This window comes from Streptomyces sp. NPDC101165 (assembly GCF_044768135.1).
GTDB lineage: Bacteria > Actinomycetota > Actinomycetes > Streptomycetales > Streptomycetaceae > Streptomyces.
Map to the genome: position 1 here is coordinate 120,417 of NZ_JBIWPG010000006.1, position 16,237 is coordinate 136,653.

The 16,237-nt window shown below is 70.2% G+C and carries 12 protein-coding genes; 4 read left to right on the top strand and 8 right to left on the bottom strand.

Annotation, left to right across the window (positions count from 1 at the left end):
- Positions 1–148: 148 nt before the first annotated feature.
- Positions 149–1,498: a polysaccharide lyase family 1 protein gene (locus tag ACIRVH_RS14300; RefSeq protein WP_403952290.1), complete on the bottom strand. Its 1,350-nt coding sequence runs from the start codon at positions 1,496–1,498 to the stop codon at positions 149–151.
- Positions 1,499–1,592: 94 nt separating this feature from the next.
- Positions 1,593–1,940, bottom strand: a complete 348-nt coding sequence (locus ACIRVH_RS14305; protein ID WP_403952292.1) for a DoxX family protein — start codon at positions 1,938–1,940, stop codon at positions 1,593–1,595.
- A gap of 92 nt (positions 1,941–2,032) precedes the next feature.
- Here ACIRVH_RS14305 and ACIRVH_RS14310 point away from each other — a divergent pair, with 92 nt between their 5' ends.
- A complete protein-coding gene (locus ACIRVH_RS14310) occupies positions 2,033–2,752 on the top strand; it encodes a hypothetical protein (RefSeq protein WP_403952295.1) in 720 nt (239 codons plus the stop codon).
- A gap of 14 nt (positions 2,753–2,766) precedes the next feature.
- Here ACIRVH_RS14310 and ACIRVH_RS14315 read toward each other — a convergent pair whose 3' ends face one another.
- Positions 2,767–3,654, bottom strand: a complete 888-nt coding sequence (locus ACIRVH_RS14315) for an intradiol ring-cleavage dioxygenase (RefSeq protein ID WP_403952297.1) — start codon at positions 3,652–3,654, stop codon at positions 2,767–2,769.
- Between the two features lie 122 nt (positions 3,655–3,776).
- Positions 3,777–5,540 (bottom strand): aspartate--tRNA ligase, encoded by a 1,764-nt coding sequence (gene aspS, locus ACIRVH_RS14320; RefSeq protein ID WP_403952300.1) that lies wholly within the window; start codon positions 5,538–5,540, stop codon positions 3,777–3,779.
- A gap of 238 nt (positions 5,541–5,778) precedes the next feature.
- Here aspS and ACIRVH_RS14325 point away from each other — a divergent pair, with 238 nt between their 5' ends.
- Positions 5,779–7,902: a SpoIIE family protein phosphatase gene (locus ACIRVH_RS14325; protein WP_403952302.1), complete on the top strand. Its 2,124-nt coding sequence runs from the start codon at positions 5,779–5,781 to the stop codon at positions 7,900–7,902.
- On the opposite strand, the gene ACIRVH_RS14330 is transcribed toward ACIRVH_RS14325, so the two are convergent.
- The 4 genes from ACIRVH_RS14330 to ACIRVH_RS14345 form a co-directional block, all read right to left on the bottom strand.
- Complete coding sequence (locus ACIRVH_RS14330; protein ID WP_403952305.1) at positions 7,872–8,918, bottom strand: AI-2E family transporter; 1,047 nt, start codon at positions 8,916–8,918, stop codon at positions 7,872–7,874. The two genes, ACIRVH_RS14325 and ACIRVH_RS14330, sit on opposite strands and share 31 nt — an antisense overlap.
- Positions 8,919–9,058: 140 nt before the next feature.
- Positions 9,059–10,036 (bottom strand): pirin family protein, encoded by a 978-nt coding sequence (locus ACIRVH_RS14335; RefSeq protein WP_403952308.1) that lies wholly within the window; start codon positions 10,034–10,036, stop codon positions 9,059–9,061.
- A 132-nt stretch (positions 10,037–10,168) separates the two neighbouring features.
- Positions 10,169–12,109 (bottom strand): Ig-like domain repeat protein, encoded by a 1,941-nt coding sequence (locus ACIRVH_RS14340; RefSeq protein ID WP_403952310.1) that lies wholly within the window; start codon positions 12,107–12,109, stop codon positions 10,169–10,171.
- Between the two features lie 197 nt (positions 12,110–12,306).
- Entirely contained in the window at positions 12,307–12,780 is a 474-nt protein-coding gene (locus tag ACIRVH_RS14345) for an SseB family protein (RefSeq protein ID WP_403952313.1), read from the bottom strand.
- A 178-nt stretch (positions 12,781–12,958) separates the two neighbouring features.
- Here ACIRVH_RS14345 and ACIRVH_RS14350 point away from each other — a divergent pair, with 178 nt between their 5' ends.
- Together ACIRVH_RS14350 and ACIRVH_RS14355 are read left to right on the top strand one after the other, a co-directional pair.
- On the top strand, positions 12,959–14,785 hold the full coding sequence (locus ACIRVH_RS14350; protein WP_403952316.1) for an acyl-CoA dehydrogenase: 1,827 nt from the start codon (positions 12,959–12,961) through the stop codon (positions 14,783–14,785).
- Positions 14,786–14,878: 93 nt separating this feature from the next.
- Positions 14,879–16,177 (top strand): M18 family aminopeptidase, encoded by a 1,299-nt coding sequence (locus ACIRVH_RS14355; protein ID WP_403952318.1) that lies wholly within the window; start codon positions 14,879–14,881, stop codon positions 16,175–16,177.
- The last annotated feature ends 60 nt before the right edge of the window (positions 16,178–16,237 follow it).

Sequence of the window (16,237 nt, forward strand, 5' to 3'; positions counted from 1 at the left end):
GGGTTTCTGAACCACCGGAACGGACATGCGGTTGTGCCCAGTGGACAGCCGGAACGAGCGCAGGCCCGTATGCACTGCTGAAGCGACGGCCGGGGGCCAGGGGAAGGGATCAGTTGCTTCTGTCGGCGCTTCCCCCGGCCCTGATCGCTCAGCCGACGGACAGCACCCCGGCGCCAGTCGTCGTCGCCAGCTCGGTCGGCAGGTTCTTCGCGGACGTCTCCAGGCCCGCCGTCAGCGTCGGCGTCCAGTTCACCGTCGTCCTGATCTTCTTGGACGAGGCGGCGTTGTACGCGGCGACGAGGTCGGTGGCGGTGCCGTTGACGAGGTTGCCGCTGCCCGCGACGGAACCGGTGCCGTCGCCGCTCAGCAGCTTGGAGACCTTGCCGCCGCTCGGCACCTTCCAGTAGTTGTCCTCGGCGACGACCTGCGCCTTGGCACGGGAGTTGATGCTGTACAGCGGGGCGTACCCGTCGAGGGTCGTCGTGTCGTACACGTTGTTGTACACGTGGATCTGGCCGATACGGGCGAGCGGCGCCCGCTGCACGATGCCCTTCCACACGTTGTGGTGGATGGAGACGCGCAGCTTGCCGGTGCTGTCCGTGTCGCTGCTGCCGATCAGCATCGTCTTGTCGTGGTCGACGAACCGGTTGCGCTCGACGGTGACCAGGTCGGAGCCCTTGGTGATGTCGAGGGCGCCGTCGTGGATCTGGTACTCGCGGCCGTAGTACTTGGGGTTGGCGCTGTCGAGGCGGGGCGCGTCGGTGAACGTGTTGTGGTCCGCCCACACATGGCCGGCCCCACGCAGGGTCACGGCGTCGTAGGCGGAGTTCCAGTTGCCGTCGTCCCCGTCGGTCGGGTCCCACTGCGGGAAGCAGTCCTCGGTGGCGGAGAAGGCGAGGTTGCGGACGATGACGTTGTCGACGTCCTTCACCTGGAGGCTGCCGCCGGTGATCCCGGCGTTCGTCCCGGGCACGCCCACGATGCTGGTGTTGGCGGGCACCCTGAAGACGATGTTCTTCGCCTGCTTGGCCTGGGCGGCGGCGCGGGCCTTCTCCTGCGTACCGGAGGGCAGCTTGGATCGGCCGTAGGTGGCGAGGTCGTACGCCTTCAGGTAGGCGGAGAGCGAATAGCCGGTCCCCACCGCGTAGTCGGCGCAGGACAGCTTCTTGCCGCTGTCGTCGGTGTTGGCGTCGATGGTGCCCTTGATCTTGATGATCCGGGGCGTGGTGTCGGAGGCCGACCCCAGCGCCTTCACGAGCTGCGCCCGGGTGGAGACGGTGAAGGTGTGCGCGGAGTCGGCCTTCGCGCCGCCGGTGGTCCCCGTGCCGGAGGCGGCCCAGCCGTCCTTGGCGGGCAGCGTCTGGTGGTAGAGGTCGGCGGCGGTGGCGTTCGCGTTCATCACGAACACACCGGCGCCGACACCCGCGGCCACGACGGCGGCGGACACGGCAAGGGTGCGCCGCTTGCGGAGGGACCGGCGGTGGGAGGGAGCTGCCACGGAGGAGTCCTTAGGGTCTGCTGAAGATGCCTTACGACCCCTCAGTGGCCGCCGCTCCCGGGAAAGTTGCCGCGCCGTACCCATTTCCTTCCGGCTAGGCCAGGTACCCGAGGACGAGCGCTCCGACCACGGGCGCGGCGTAGACGAGCGGAAACGGAACGTGCGAGTACCACCGGGCCCGGGCCACGGTCACGGCAGCGCCGAGGAAGTACGCCACCAGCCCGGTCCCCGCCAGCACCCCGACGAACGGCACGAACAACCCCACCACCAGCCCCACGGCGCCGGCGGTCTTGGCCACCCCCAGCAGGGTCCACCACCCCTGCGGCACCCGGTAGTCGGTGAGCGCCTGCACGATCCACTGCGCCCGCAGGAGCAGCACGGTCCCGGAGAACCCGGCCATCAGTGCGGCGAGCAGGGTGACGACGATGTGGGCGGTACGCATGAGAGGCTCCCAACGAGCGATCACTGAGTGACGGACACCCCTCTGAACCGCGTCGTCGCGCGTGTGTGACAGGAAGCCAGAAAAATTCTCCCGTGAACATTCCCGAACCCCACCGCCGGCTCCTCGCGGACGTCGTCTCCGTCGGCAGCCCTTACGTTCTCGTGCTCGCCGGCGGTTACGCCCTGCAGGCGCACGGGCTGCTGGAGCGGCCGCACGCCAACCTGGACTTCGCGACCGAGAGCGCCGAGGCCATGGACCGGATCGCCGCTGCCGTCGGCGCGGCGCTGGAGGCGCGGGGGCGGCAGGTGCGGGCCGGGGCCGTCACCGCGCTCACCGCGCAGCTGACCGTCACGGACCCGCCGACCGGTGAGCCGTGCGTGCTCGCGCTGCACAAGGAGGTCTTCTGGCAGCCTCCGGAGCTGACCGAGTACGGCCCGGCCCTCTCCCTGGAGGATGCCGTCGGCACGAAGATCCGCGCCCTGTACGACCGGGGCGCGGCGGTCGACCTGATCGACGCGCAGGCGGCGGCGACCCGCTTCTCCCTCCCCGGCCTGGAGGAACTGGGCCGCCGGCACGCCCTCGACCCCTTCGACCTGCCTACCCTCCAGTCCCGCCTCACCGGCACCGACTGGTACGCGGATGCGGACTTCGTCCGTTACGGATTGGCCGAACAGCAGGTCACCGCCCTGCGCGCCTGGGCCCAGCACTGGTCCGACGACATCGCCGAGCGGCTGCTGGAGGACGGTGCCTCACCCGACACGGAGAACGGCATGGAGCACGACCCGGACGGTGAGGAGGACGGTGACGGCTGACGTGCACGACGGCGTCAGCTGCCGCTGTTCGTCTCGTCCGGGGCCACACCCAGGGTGAGACGGCCGCGCACGCCCCGCGCCATGTGCTTCTTGTCGTACGTCAGATACAGCAGCCCGCCCGCGTGGCCGTTGCCCGGGTAGATCGTGTCCTCGTCGAGCGTGGTGCGGGTCGTGGTGTTGGTGGAGTACGGCTCCACGTCCCCCGTCAGCAGCACCGCCTTCTCGGCGAAGAACAGCTGGCCGGTGTGGCAGGTGTGTCCGCCCTCGTAGCCGGCGTCGGTCCAGGTCCCGTCGACGTGCACCTTGACGTGGATGTGCACACAACGGCCCTGGTACCAGCCGGGGAAGACCGTCCGGAAGGTGACGTGGCCGTGCCGGTCCGTGCGCCAGGTGCCGCGCAGGTAGCGCTCGTCGTCGGTGGGCTCCTGGTGTCCGCCGCCCCCGCCGCCGGGTCCGCCGGAGGGCGGTGCGCCGGTCGGGGTGCCCGTGGGAGTCTCCGTCGGGGTGCCCGAGGGCGCCGGGCCGCCGCCCCCGCCTCCGCTGCCCATGGCCTCGTACCCGGAGTAGACGCCCAGGGCGTTGCAGTGCCAGATGTCGACCGCCGCGTCCCGCAGCGGCTTGCAGGTCTCCGCGTCGATCACTTTGAGCGTGAGCGCGAGGGGGATGCCCTCCTCGTCCTCGGTGACGTCCTGCCGGATCTTGTCGGCGTCGATGTAGTACGGGCCCTCGACCAGCTCGGAGGTCAGCGTGTAGCACGTGTCCTCCGCGGCCTCCTCCTGCGCGGAGGCGTTGACGGCGAAGGCGCCGCCGACCCCCACCGCCGTCACGGCCACGCCGCCGGCCGCCAGCACCGTACGGCGCGTCAACTGTCCTTTGTCCTGTACTTCCTGAGTCTCCGTCATGGCCAGGACCGTAGAAGCCGGGGGCCGCGCGGGAACATCGGAAAGAGCTGTGAATCGAGGTGCGCATGGGAAAGGGCTCGAAACCGATGCCGGTCTCGAGCCCTTACCGCCCTGCTTGTGCCTTACTTCGGCTGCGGCTTCCGGATGTTCAGGTGCAGCTCCCGCAGGCGGGTCTCGTCCAGCTCGGTCGGGGCGCCCATCATCAGGTCCTGGGCGTTGCCGTTGAGCGGGAAGGCGATCGTCTCGCGGATGTTGGGCTCGTCGGCGAGGAGCATGACGATGCGGTCCACGCCCGGGGCGATGCCACCGTGCGGCGGGGCGCCGAAGCGGAAGGCGCGGAGCATGCCCGCGAACTTCTCCTCGACGGTGTCCCGGTCGTAGCCCGCGATCTCGAAGGCCTTGAGCATGATCTCGGGCTCGTGGTTCCGGATCGCGCCGGAGGACAGCTCGACGCCGTTGCAGACGATGTCGTACTGCCAGCCGAGGATGTCCAGCGGGTCCTGGGTCTCCAGGGCCTCCAGACCGCCCTGCGGCATCGAGAAGGGGTTGTGGGAGAAGTCGATCCCGCCGGTCTCCTCGTCCTTCTCGTACATCGGGAAGTCGACGATCCAGCAGAAGCGGAAGACGCCCTCCTCGAAGTGGCCGGCGCGACGGGCCGCCTCGACGCGGACCGCGCCCATGATCTTGGAGACCTCGTCGAACTCGCCCGCGCCGAAGAAGACCGCGTGGCCGGGGGCCAGCGACAGACGCTTGGTCAGCTCCGCGACGTTGCCCTCGGTCAGGAACTTCGCGATCGGGCCGGACAGCGAGCCGTCCTCGGCCACGCGTACCCAGGCCAGACCCTTGGCGCCCTGCTCGACCGCGTACTCACCGAGCTGGTCGAAGAACTTGCGGGGCTGGGCGGAGACGTCCGGCACCGGCAGCGCACGCACGTGCTTGCCCGCGAACGCCTTGAACTCCGAGCCCTCGAAGACATCGGTGATGTCCACCAGCTCCAGCTTGGCGCGCAGGTCCGGCTTGTCGGAGCCGTACTTCAGCATCGCCTCGCGGAACGGGATGCGCGGGAAGGGGGAGGTGACGTGACGGCCGCCTCCGAACTCCTCGAAGAGTTCCGTCATCAGCTTCTCGACCGGCTGGAAGATGTCCTCCTGCTCGACGAAGGACATCTCGATGTCGAGCTGGTAGAACTCGCCCGGCGAGCGGTCGGCGCGGGCGTCCTCGTCGCGGAAGCAGGGCGCGATCTGGAAGTAGCGGTCGAAGCCGGAGATCATCAGCAGCTGCTTGAACTGCTGCGGGGCCTGCGGCAGCGCGTAGAACTTGCCCGGGTGCACGCGGGAGGGCACCACGTAGTCGCGGGCGCCCTCGGGGGAGGTGGCGGACAGGATCGGCGTCGCCATCTCGTTGAAGCCCATCGCCGCCATCTTGTGCCGCATGGCGGAGATCACGGCCGTACGCAGCATGATGTTGCGGTGCATGCGCTCGCGGCGCAGGTCCAGGAAGCGGTACTCCAGGCGCCGCTCCTCGTTGACCCCGTCCTCGGCGTTGATCGTGAAGGGCAGCGGGGCGGCCGCGCCGAGCAGCTCGACCTCGCCGACCTCGACCTCGATCTCACCGGTGGGCAGGTCGGGGTTCACGTTCTCGGTTCCACGTGAAACAACCCGGCCGTCGACGCGGACCGAGGACTCCTTGGAGATCTTGTCCAGGGCCTCGTAGGCGGGCGTGCCGGGACGGGCCACCAGCTGCGTGATGCCGTAGTGGTCACGCAGATCGATGAAGAGGATGCCGCCCAGGTCGCGCCGATTGTGCAGCCAGCCACTCAGCCGGACGTCGGTGCCGACGTCAGAGGCGCGGAGCTGGCCGCAGGTGTGGGACCTGTACCGATGCATCGTCGTTCATCGTCCTTCGTGGTGGGGTGATGAGTGCCGGGGCTGCCGCCCCGGCGGTAGCCGGACACGGGGCCCGGACCCATCAAGGGTACCGGCCAGGCCAAGATCGGCTCCCCACCATTTCCCCCGCCGGCCCGGCATCCGCTCCGGGCCCTCGGTGACACCTCCAACAGCGAAGCCCACCCCTCGGATCTTCCTACAGTGGCGCCTATCCAGACGATCTTCATAAAGTGGGGCAATGCGCACAGGCGAGTCCCTGCCGCCCGTGAACGACGTACTCGCATCTCTCGCGACCGGACTGTGGCACTGGGACACGGCCACCGGGCTGGTCACCGTGGACGCGGAGGCGGCGCGGCTGCTCGGTCTGCCCGCGGAGCCGGCCTCGCTCACGGAGGCCCAGACCCGGGCCCGCCTTCATCCGGTCGACTGGAACGAGATCACCGGGGTGGTGCAACTGGCGGTCGCCGAGGGCACGCTGGCCGAGGTGCGCATCCGGATCATGGACGAGCAGGGGCGGATCGTACGGGTCGTACGCAGCCGCTCGAAGCCGTCCTACGACCCCGAGCGGCACGCGTACGAGCTGATCGGCACCCTGCAGGAGGTCACCGAGCCGACCCCGGGCTCGCCGGCGGGCCGCAGGGCGGTCACGGGGGACTGGCGGCGCTCCCGGGAGGCCTTCCTGCTGGACGCGGGCCGGGCTCTGGCCGAGGCGCGGTCGACCGCGGAGGTGCTGCGGGTCGCGGCCGGACTGTCGATGCCCGGGTTCTCCCCGGACGGGCTCGCGGTGTTCGGCGTGGAGGGCGACCGGCTGACGATCATCGGCCACCACGGGCACCAGCCCGGCGACGACGGCCCGTTCTCCCACATGTCGCTGGCCACGGACTACCCGGCCGCCGAGGTCGTACGCACCGGCCGGGCCGTCTATCTCTCCTCCCCCGGGCACTACAAGAACCGCTACCCGGTCACCTGGCCGCTCGCCGAGAAGTTCGGCCGGCACTCGTGGGCGTTCCTGCCGCTGACGGCGGCCGGGCGCACGATGGGCGCCTGGATGGCGGCCTTCGCCTACCCGGTGGCCTTCACGCCCGACGAGCGGGCCGTCCTGACCACGGTCGCCCGGATGCTCGCGCAGGCCCTGTCCCGGGCCGGTGCCGCCGACTCCCAGCGGGAGCTCGCGGAGGGCCTGCAGCGCTCCATGCTGCCCTCGCTGGGCCCGGAGATCCCCGGGATGGGCATGGCCGCCCGCTACGTCCCTACCGGCGGCGGACTGCAGGTCGGCGGCGACTGGTACGACATGATCCCGCTGCCTGGGGGCACCAGGTCCGGGGGAGGCCGTTTCGCGGTGGCCATCGGGGACGTCCAGGGCCATGACGTGCGGGCGGCCGGCCTGATGGGCCAGCTGCGGATCGCGCTGCGCGCCTACGCCTCCGAGGGGCACCGCCCGGACGCCGTGCTCTCCCGCGCCTCCCGCTTCCTGCACGGCATCACCCACGACGAGCACATGACCGACGTGCGCTTCGCGACCTGCCTGTACGTGGAGGTCGACCCGGCGACCGGGAAGCTGGAGATCGCCCGCGCCGGGCACCCGGACCCGGCGATCCGGATGGCCGACGGCACGGTGATGATGCGGCCGACCACGGGCGGGCTGCCGCTGGGCATCGACCCGGACGCCGACTACCCGACGACCCGGTTCACGCTGCAGGCCGGCGAGACCATGATGATCTGCACCGACGGGCTGATCGAGACCGGCGGGCACGACATGGAGAGCGGCTGGCGGCGCATCCGCGCGATCCTGGAGGACCACCGCGGCGACATGGAGTCGCTGGCCGACGCGCTGGTGCAGGGCGTGCACGGGCCGTCCTCGCACCACACCACCGGCCCGCTGGCCGACCGCCGCGAGGACGACATCGCCGTACTGCTGCTGTGCCGGCCCGGGGACGACACGGCCGTACGGTCCGCGGTGCGGCGCACGCTGCTGTCGGTGGCGCAGGACGAGCCGGAGCGGATCGCCGAGGCCCGCCGGCACCTGCGCGAGCTGCTGCACGACTGGGCCTCGGGCGAGCAGGTGGACTCCGCGGTGCTGCTGGTCTCCGAGATGGTCACCAACGTCCTCGTCCACACCGACGCCGACTCGCTGCTGCTCGCCGAGGTCACCGGGGAGCCGGGCGGGCGCCGACTGCGGGTGGAGGTCACGGACGCCGGCGACGATCTCCCGCACCGGCGCCACCCGGGCGAGCTGGCCTCCTCCGGCCGCGGCCTGCTCCTGATCGAACTGCTCGCCCACGCATGGGGGGTGGACCCTCAAGGGGAGGGCAAGAGCATCTGGTTCGAGCTCTACGAGTCCGACGGCGCGGGCGCGCCGTAACGCGTGCGCAGTTCGTGGAAGACGGCGAAGGCGGCGGCGGTCAGAGGCACCGCGAGGAGCATGCCGAGGATGCCCGCCACGGACGCGCCGGCGGTGATCGCCAGCATCACCACCGCGGGATGCATCTGCACGGTCCGGCTCTGGATCACCGGCTGGAGCACATGCCCCTCGAGCACCTGCACCGCGACCACGACCCCGAGCGCCCACAGCGCGATGACGAAGCCGCGGTCGGCGAGCGCGACCAGCACGGAGATCGCGCCGGAGAGGAAGGCGCCGAGGTAGGGGATGTAGGCGGTGACGAAGACGAGCGCGGCGAGTCCGACGGCGCCGGGCACGCGCAGGATCAGCAGGCCGATGCCGATGAGGGTCGCGTCGATGAGGGCGATGACGGTGGTGCCGCGCATGAACCCCTCGACGGCCTCGTAGGAGCGCCGCGCCATGGCCTCCAGAGTGTCGGCGGTGTCCCCGGGCGCGACGGCCCGCAGGTTGTCGACGACGCGGTGGGAATCGCGCAGGAAGAAGAAGACGAGCAACAGCGCGAGAACGGCGATGGCGATGCTCTCGCCGACGACGCTGACCCCGCTGATGACGTTGGAGGCCGCCGTCCCGCCGAACTTGCTGAGCAGCTTGCGCGAGTTGGCGGCGAGGTCGTCGAGCCCGGTCCCCGCGGCTCCGAAGTGCTGCGCCACGGACCTGGCGGCCTCCCGGAGGGAGGCGATGATCTGGTCGCCGGTGTCGATGAGCGCGGCGACGACGATGTAGACGGCGCCACCGACGACGGCCACGACGGCCACACAGGTCACCCCGGCCGCGAGCGACCGCTGCACGCCCGCGGCCACGAGTCTGCGGTGCAGGGGCCCGAGCAGGGCGGACCCGAGCAGGGCGAGCAGCACCGGAATGACCGCGGTCCTGAACTCCCCGCACAGCAGCACCCCGACCCACCCGACGCCGGCGACGAGCAGCAGCACGACACACCAGGCGGCGAGCCGGCGGACGGGCTCGGGCAGCAACGACACGCTTCCAGCGGATCATGGGGGGCCACGGCTGTCCTGCCGCGGGACTCCGGGCGGGTGAGGCCGGGCGGGAGACACGGGCCGGGGGCCCAGGGGGCCGGAGCCTCCTGGACCCCCGGGGTGCAGCCCCTGGTCCTGGTACGTCAGTCCTGCGGGCCGGTCTCCGACATGCCGTGGACGGCCGGGATCGTGCCCAGGCGGCCCTTCTGGAAGTCCTCGAAGGCCTGCATCAGCTCGTCCTTGGTGTTCATGACGAACGGGCCGTAGTGGGCCATGGGCTCACGGATCGGCCGGCCGCCGAGCAGGACGACCTCGAGGTCCGGGGTGTGCGAGTCCTGCTTCTCGTCCGCGCGGACGGTCAGCGAGGAGCCGGTGCCGAACACCGCGGTCTGGCCCAGCTGGATCGGGCGGCGCTCGGTGCCGACCGAGCCACGGCCCGCCAGGACGTAGGCCAGGCCGTTGAAGTCCTCGCGCCAGGGCAGGGTGATCTCGGCGCCCGGGGCGAGGGTCGCGTGGATCATCGTGATCGGGGTGTGGGTGATGCCGGGGCCCTGGTGGCCGTCCAGCTCGCCCGCGATGACACGCAGCAGCGCGCCGCCGTCGGGGGACGTCAGCAGCTGGACGCTGCCACCGCGGATGTCCTGGTAGCGCGGGGCCATCATCTTGTCCTCGGCCGGGAGGTTCACCCACAGCTGCAGGCCGTGGAAGAGACCGCCGGACATGACCAGCGCCTCCGGCGGGGCCTCGATGTGCAGAAGGCCCGAGCCCGCGGTCATCCACTGCGTGTCACCGTTGGTGATCGTGCCGCCACCGCCGTTGGAGTCCTGGTGGTCGAAGATCCCGTCGATGATGTAGGTGACGGTTTCGAAGCCGCGGTGAGGGTGCCACGGGGTCCCCTTGGGCTCGCCCGGCGCGTACTCCACCTCGCCCATCTGGTCCATCATGATGAACGGGTCGAGGTGGCGGTAGTTGATCCCGGCGAACGCCCGGCGGACCGGGAAACCCTCGCCCTCGAAACCGCTCGGCGCGGTCGTGACGGCCAGCACGGGGCGTGCCACGGCGTCGGCCGGCGCGCTCACACGGGGCAGCGTCAGCGGGTTCTCGACGGTCACTGCAGGCATTTCGGTACCTCCTTGTGCGCCCACTTTAGTTGAGCGTTGAACTTTCTGCTACCCCCAACATCGACGGCCCGGAGGGCATTCCCTCCGGGCCGTCGATGTCGCACGGGCAGCCGGGCGCGTGGGTCGGCTGGGTCAGTTGCTGAAGTACAGGTACTTCCACGAGCCGTACGTCGTGGAGTTCACGGAGTCGCCGGACGAGCCGTTGACGTACACCGAGCGCATGCGGGCCCGGATGCCCGACTCGCCGGGCGCCCCGAGCTGGACGGCCGACTTCCCGCTCGTACCGAGCGGGAAGTACTGGGAGTCCCCCGAGTGCCACGAACCCTGGTAGTAGACCTGGAGATCGAAACGCTGCTTACGGCCCGGGTAGTAGCTCATCGTCGTGGTGAGCAGGGGGTCGGTGCTCTTGTGGAACCAGTAGTACGACGTCGAGCCGATCTTGGCCGTCCTGTAGTGCCTGGAGACGGCGGTGGAGATCTTGACCCGGGCGTACGCCGTGACCTTCGTGGTCTTCGGCTGGTAGCGGGAGTCGCCCGCGAAGACCGCGGTGACGGCGGTATCGCGGGACATGTCCAGGGTCACGGACAGGTTGCCGCTGGTGTTGACGGTGCCGGACTTCACCAGCCTCTTCGGCTTGTCCGAGCCGAAGGGGTCCGCGTAGATCTCGACCTTGCGGTTCTTGTACGTCGTGCCGAGGTGCGCGGTGAACCTCACATCGGCGCCGTAGTTGTACAGCTTGCCGTTGTTGTTCAGGGTCAGCGTCGTCGCGGCGCGGGAGACCGCGACCTTGTCGGAGGCGGTGGCCGATGTGTGCTCGGCGTCGCCCGCGTAAGTGACCTTGTACGTGACCGTGCCGCCGGCCGGCGGGGTGTCCGTGAAGGAGTAGGTGCCGTCCGCCTTCACCGTGACGGCGGGCAGCGCCTTGCCGCCGGGGCTGTCCAGGTCGGTCCGGGTGACCGCGAGCTTCGCGCCCGTCGGGAGCGGCACGTTCGCCGTGATCTTTCCCTTGACCGTGAGCTGCTTGGCACGGGTCGCGGAGGTGGGCGCGTCGGCCGTGAGGGTCGGCACGCTGAGCGTCGGGCCGGTGAACGCCTTCAGGGTGAAGGTGTTGCCCGTACCGGCGAGGGCGAACAGCCGCGAGGAGTCGGGGGCCCACGCCACCTCGCCGATGCTGGACGACGTCCCCGTCTCGAAGCGGCGCACCGGTACGTCGGCGCCCTGCTTGTAGACGTTCACATGACGGTCGTAGGCCTGGGCGACCAGACCGCTCGGCGAGACGTCGGCGGACCAGCCCGTCTCCGTCAGGCCCCCGGCCTCCGTGAAGGTCCCGTCGGCGTACGAGAGCTTCCGGGAGCCGTTCAACAGCACCTGGGAGCCGCCGGCCACGAGGTCGACGTCGGCGAAGTTGTACCCGCCGTCGCTCTTGGCGACCACCTGCGGGGTGGCTCCGGAGACGTCGAGCACGTTCACCGCGCCCGGGCTGTCGCCGCTGTCGAGGAAGGCCAGCCGACCGGGTGCGGACGGGTCGGCGTCGAGGACCGCCGCGTTGTAGTACGGGGCGACCGTGTCCGGGAGCTGTCCGAGTGTCACCGCTGCGGCCGCGTCGGCGGCGGGGTCGACGGAACCCAGGTTGCCGTGGAAGGCACTGTCCTCGCCCGTGATCCGGTACGAGAACCAGAGCCGTCCGCCCGCGAAGGCGACCTCGCGTGGGTCGACGCCGTCGCCGAGGGCGTAGTGGGTCTTGACCTGCAGGGTGGCGGCGTCGAGGGCGACGATCTCGTGGCTGGTGGGCAGCGCCGCGTACAGGGTGAGGCCGTCGTCGGAGAGCGCGAGATCGCTGGGGCGGCCGAAGCCGACGTTCACGCCGACCAGGGTGCCCTTGTAGTCGGTGGCCAGGATTCGTCCGTTGTCCTGGTCGGCGACGAAGACACGCTGGAGAGCGCCGTCCGTGACGAGCCCCACGGGCTGGGTGAGGACTGCCGACTCGGCCGAGGCGGAGCCCGCCGCGGCAACGCTCAGCGCGACCGAGCCGAAGAGGACCGCGAGCGCCGTCGCGGCCGAGGTGCTGCGCATGCGCACAGTGATGAACCCCCACAGGAGATCCCGGGGTCGCCGGGAGATGAGAGCGCCGCGCGACACCCGGACGCGACCGCGGAAGAACGGTGGCACGCGGGGCGCGGCTGCCTGAGGCACCCTATGGCATGCCTGTGACAAACGAGGGAGCGCATGTCCGCCGGACCGGCGGTCGGCCGTCTGCGCAGCGGTGGCGTCTAGCCGTACATGCGCCGCATCGCGAAGTCGACCATCTGCTCCACCGCCTTGGCGTCGAACACCATCCGGTGCTCGCCCTCCATGTCCAGGACGAAGCCGTACCCGGTCGGCAGCAGGTCGATCACCTCGGCGCCGGTGATGACGAAGTACTTGGACTCCTTGCCCGCGTACCGGCGCAGCTCCTTGAGCGAGGTGAACATCGGGATCACCGGCTGCTGGGTGTTGTGCAGGGCCAGGAAGCCGGGGGTGTCACCGCGCGGGCAGTACACCTTCGACGTGGCGAAGACCTGCTGGAAGTCCTCCGCGGACACCTGCCCGGTGGTGAACGCGCGCACCGCGTCCGCGAGCGAGGGCGGGGACGGCTCGGGGTACAGCGGCGCCTGCTGGCCGTAGCCGCCGACACCGCCGGGCATCGGCTGCTGCGGCGGGGCGTACTGCTGCTGAGCGCCAACGTTCTGGTCGTAGCCGTACATGGGCGCAAGAGTACCGAGCCGCGACGCCACCCGAACGGCCGTAGCTTGAGACGTGTCACAGATGACCGGATCGGGGTTGCTTCTTATTACCGACGGGTAGCATCATCGGAGCTACTTGTTGGTACGTGAACGATGCGAGGAGTCAGTGCCTCGCCGAGTCCTATACGGAGCCGTCACCATGGGGCACTACAAGTCCAATCTCCGCGACATCGAGTTCAACCTCTTCGAAGTACTCGGCCGCGACAAGCTGTACGGCACCGGTCCCTTCGAGGAGATGGACACCGAGACCGCCAAGAGCGTGCTCGAGGAGCTGACCCGCCTCGCCGAGAACGAGCTGGCCGAGTCCTTCGCGGACGCCGACCGCAACCCGCCGGCCTTCGACCCGGAGACGAACACCGCGCCGGTCCCGGCGTCCTTCAAGAAGAGCTACAAGGCCTTCATGGACTCCGAGTACTGGCGGCTCGGCCTGCCCGAGGGCATCGGCGGCACCACGGCTCCCCCGTCCCTGATCTGGGCGTACGCGGAGCTGATCCTCGGCTCGAACCCGGCCGTGTGGATGTACTCCTCCGGTCCGGCGTTCGCCGGCATCCTCTACGACGAGGGCAACGACGTACAGAAGAAGATCGCGCAGATCGCCGTGGAGCGGACCTGGGGTTCGACCATGGTGCTCACCGAGCCCGACGCGGGTTCGGACGTCGGCGCCGGCCGTACCAAGGCGGTCCAGCAGGAGGACGGCTCCTGGCACATCGAGGGCGTGAAGCGCTTCATCACCTCCGGTGAGCACGACATGGAGGAGAACATCCTCCACTACGTGCTGGCGCGTCCCGAGGGTGCCGGCCCGGGCACCAAGGGCCTGTCCCTCTTCCTCGTCCCGAAGTACCACTTCGACTTCGAGACCGGCGAGCTGGGCGAGCGCAACGGCGTCTACGCCACCAACGTCGAGCACAAGATGGGCCTGAAGGCCTCCAACACCTGCGAGATGACCTTCGGCGACCGCCACCCCGCCAAGGGCTGGCTGATCGGCGACAAGCACGACGGCATCCGCCAGATGTTCCGCATCATCGAGTTCGCCCGCATGATGGTCGGCACGAAGGCGATCTCCACGCTGTCGACGGGCTACCTGAACGCGCTGGAGTACGCCAAGGAGCGCGTCCAGGGGCCCGACCTCGCGCAGTTCATGGACAAGGCCGCGCCCAAGGTCACCATCACGCACCACCCCGACGTGCGCCGCTCGCTGATGACGCAGAAGGCGTACGCGGAGGGCATGCGCGCCCTCGTCCTCTACACCGCCTCCGTCCAGGACGCCATCGCGGTCAAGGAGGCGGGCGGCGAGGACGCCAAGGCCGAGCACGCGCTCAACGACCTGCTCCTGCCGATCGTCAAGGGCTACGGCTCCGAGAAGGGCTACGAGCAGCTCGCCCAGTCGCTGCAGACCTTCGGCGGCTCCGGCTTCCTGCAGGAGTACCCGATCGAGCAGTACATCCGCGACGCCAAGATCGACACCCTGTACGAGGGCACCACGGCGATCCAGGGCCAGGACTTCTTCTTCCGTAAGGTCGTCCGCAACCAGGGCGCGGCCCTGAACTCCCTCGCCGAGGACATCAAGAAGTTCCTGGCGCTCGGCACCGGCGGCGAGGAGCTGGCGGGCGCCCGCGAGCACCTCGCGAAGGCGGCCGTGGAGCTGGAGGCGATCGTCGGCCTGATGCTGACCGACCTCGCGGCCACCGAGCAGGACGTCAAGAACATCTACAAGGTGGGCCTGAACACCACCCGCCTGCTGCTCGCCACCGGTGACGTGATCGTCGGCTACCTGCTGGTCAAGGGTGCCGCGGTCGCCGCCGAGAAGCTGCAGACGGCCACCGCCAAGGACAAGGCGTTCTACACGGGCAAGATCGCGGCGGCGAAGTTCTTCGCGGCCAACGTCCTGCCGGGCGTCACCCTGGCCCGCAAGATCTCGGAGAAGGTCGACCTGGACCTGATGGAGCTGGACGAGGCCGCCTTCTAACCTTCCCGAGGACCCGCTCCGCACCCACTGATCGCCTGCGTGGGCCCGCTCCCGTACCGGGGGCGGGCCCACGCACGTCGTTAAGGTAAGCCCATGAGCGCACCAGCCCGCTTCGACCGCGGCCACACCGACGACCTGATGTCCTTCCTGGCGGCGAGCCCGTCGCCGTACCACGCCGTGGCGAACACCGCCGAGCGGCTGGAGAAGGCGGGCTTCAGGCAGGTCGCCGAGACGGACGCCTGGGACGGGTCGAGCGGCGGCAGGTACATGCTGCGCGGCGGGGCGATCATCGCCTGGTACGTTCCCGAGGACGCCCAGCCGCACACGCCGTTCCGGATCATCGGCGCGCACACCGACTCGCCCAACCTCAGGGTCAAGCCGCAGCCGGACGCCGGGGCGCACGGCTGGCGGCAGGTCGCGGTGGAGATCTACGGCGGCCCGCTGCTGAACTCCTGGCTCGACCGGGACCTGGGCCTGGCCGGGCGGCTGACCCTGCGCGACGGCAGCACGGTCCTGGTCGACGTGGACCGGCCGCTGCTGCGGGTGCCCCAACTCGCCATCCACCTGGACCGTTCGGTGTCCTCGGAGGGCCTCAAGCTCGACAAGCAGCGCCATCTGCAGCCGGTGTGGGGGCTCGCCGACGACCTGCGCGACGGCGAGCTGATCGCCTTCCTGGAGGTGGAGGCGGGTCTCACGGCCGGCTCGGTGGCGGGCTGGGACCTGATGACGCACCCGGTGGAGCCGCCCGCCTACCTCGGCCGGGACCGCGAGCTGGTCGCCGGTCCCCGGATGGACAACCTGCTGTCGGTGCACGCGGGCGCGGCCGCCCTGGCCTCCGCCGCGACCTCCGGCGCCCCGCTCACCCACATCCCCGTGCTGGCCGCCTTCGACCACGAGGAGAACGGCTCGCAGTCGGACACCGGCGCGGACGGCCCGCTGCTCGGCACCGTGCTGGAGCGCTCGGTGTTCGCCCGCGGCGGCTCGTACGAGGACCGGGCCCGCTCCTTCGCCGGCACGGTCTGTCTGTCCTCCGACACCGGCCACGCCGTCCACCCCAACTACGCGGAGCGGCACGACCCGACGCACCACCCGCGGGTCAACGGCGGCCCCATCCTCAAGGTCAACGTCAACAACCGCTACGCCACGGACGGTTCGGGCCGTGCGGTGTTCGCCGCGGCCTGCGAGAAGGCGGGCGTGCCGCTGCAGACCTTCGTCTCCAACAACTCGATGCCCTGCGGCACCACGATCGGCCCGATCACCGCGGCCCGGCACGGCATCCGGACCGTCGACATCGGCGTGGCGATCCTGTCGATGCACAGCGTGCGCGAACTGTGCGGCGCCGACGATCCGTTCCTGCTCGCGAACGCGCTGACGGCGTTCCTGGAGGACTGAGTCCCACCGCCCGTTCCCCTGCGAAACCGTTATTTTTGAACCTGTTCAAACATGGTTGCC

Coding starts and splice junctions, on each gene's coding strand:
- aspS (WP_403952300.1), bottom strand. CDS start 5,540: ATGCATCGGTACAGGTCCCACACCTGCGGCCAGCTCCGCGCCTCTGAC.
- ACIRVH_RS14355 (WP_403952318.1), top strand. CDS start 14,879: ATGAGCGCACCAGCCCGCTTCGACCGCGGCCACACCGACGACCTGATG.
- ACIRVH_RS14345 (WP_403952313.1), bottom strand. CDS start 12,780: ATGTACGGCTACGACCAGAACGTTGGCGCTCAGCAGCAGTACGCCCCG.
- ACIRVH_RS14350 (WP_403952316.1), top strand. CDS start 12,959: ATGGGGCACTACAAGTCCAATCTCCGCGACATCGAGTTCAACCTCTTC.
- ACIRVH_RS14335 (WP_403952308.1), bottom strand. CDS start 10,036: ATGCCTGCAGTGACCGTCGAGAACCCGCTGACGCTGCCCCGTGTGAGC.
- ACIRVH_RS14325 (WP_403952302.1), top strand. CDS start 5,779: ATGCGCACAGGCGAGTCCCTGCCGCCCGTGAACGACGTACTCGCATCT.
- ACIRVH_RS14315 (WP_403952297.1), bottom strand. CDS start 3,654: ATGACGGAGACTCAGGAAGTACAGGACAAAGGACAGTTGACGCGCCGT.
- ACIRVH_RS14340 (WP_403952310.1), bottom strand. CDS start 12,109: ATGCGCAGCACCTCGGCCGCGACGGCGCTCGCGGTCCTCTTCGGCTCG.
- ACIRVH_RS14305 (WP_403952292.1), bottom strand. CDS start 1,940: ATGCGTACCGCCCACATCGTCGTCACCCTGCTCGCCGCACTGATGGCC.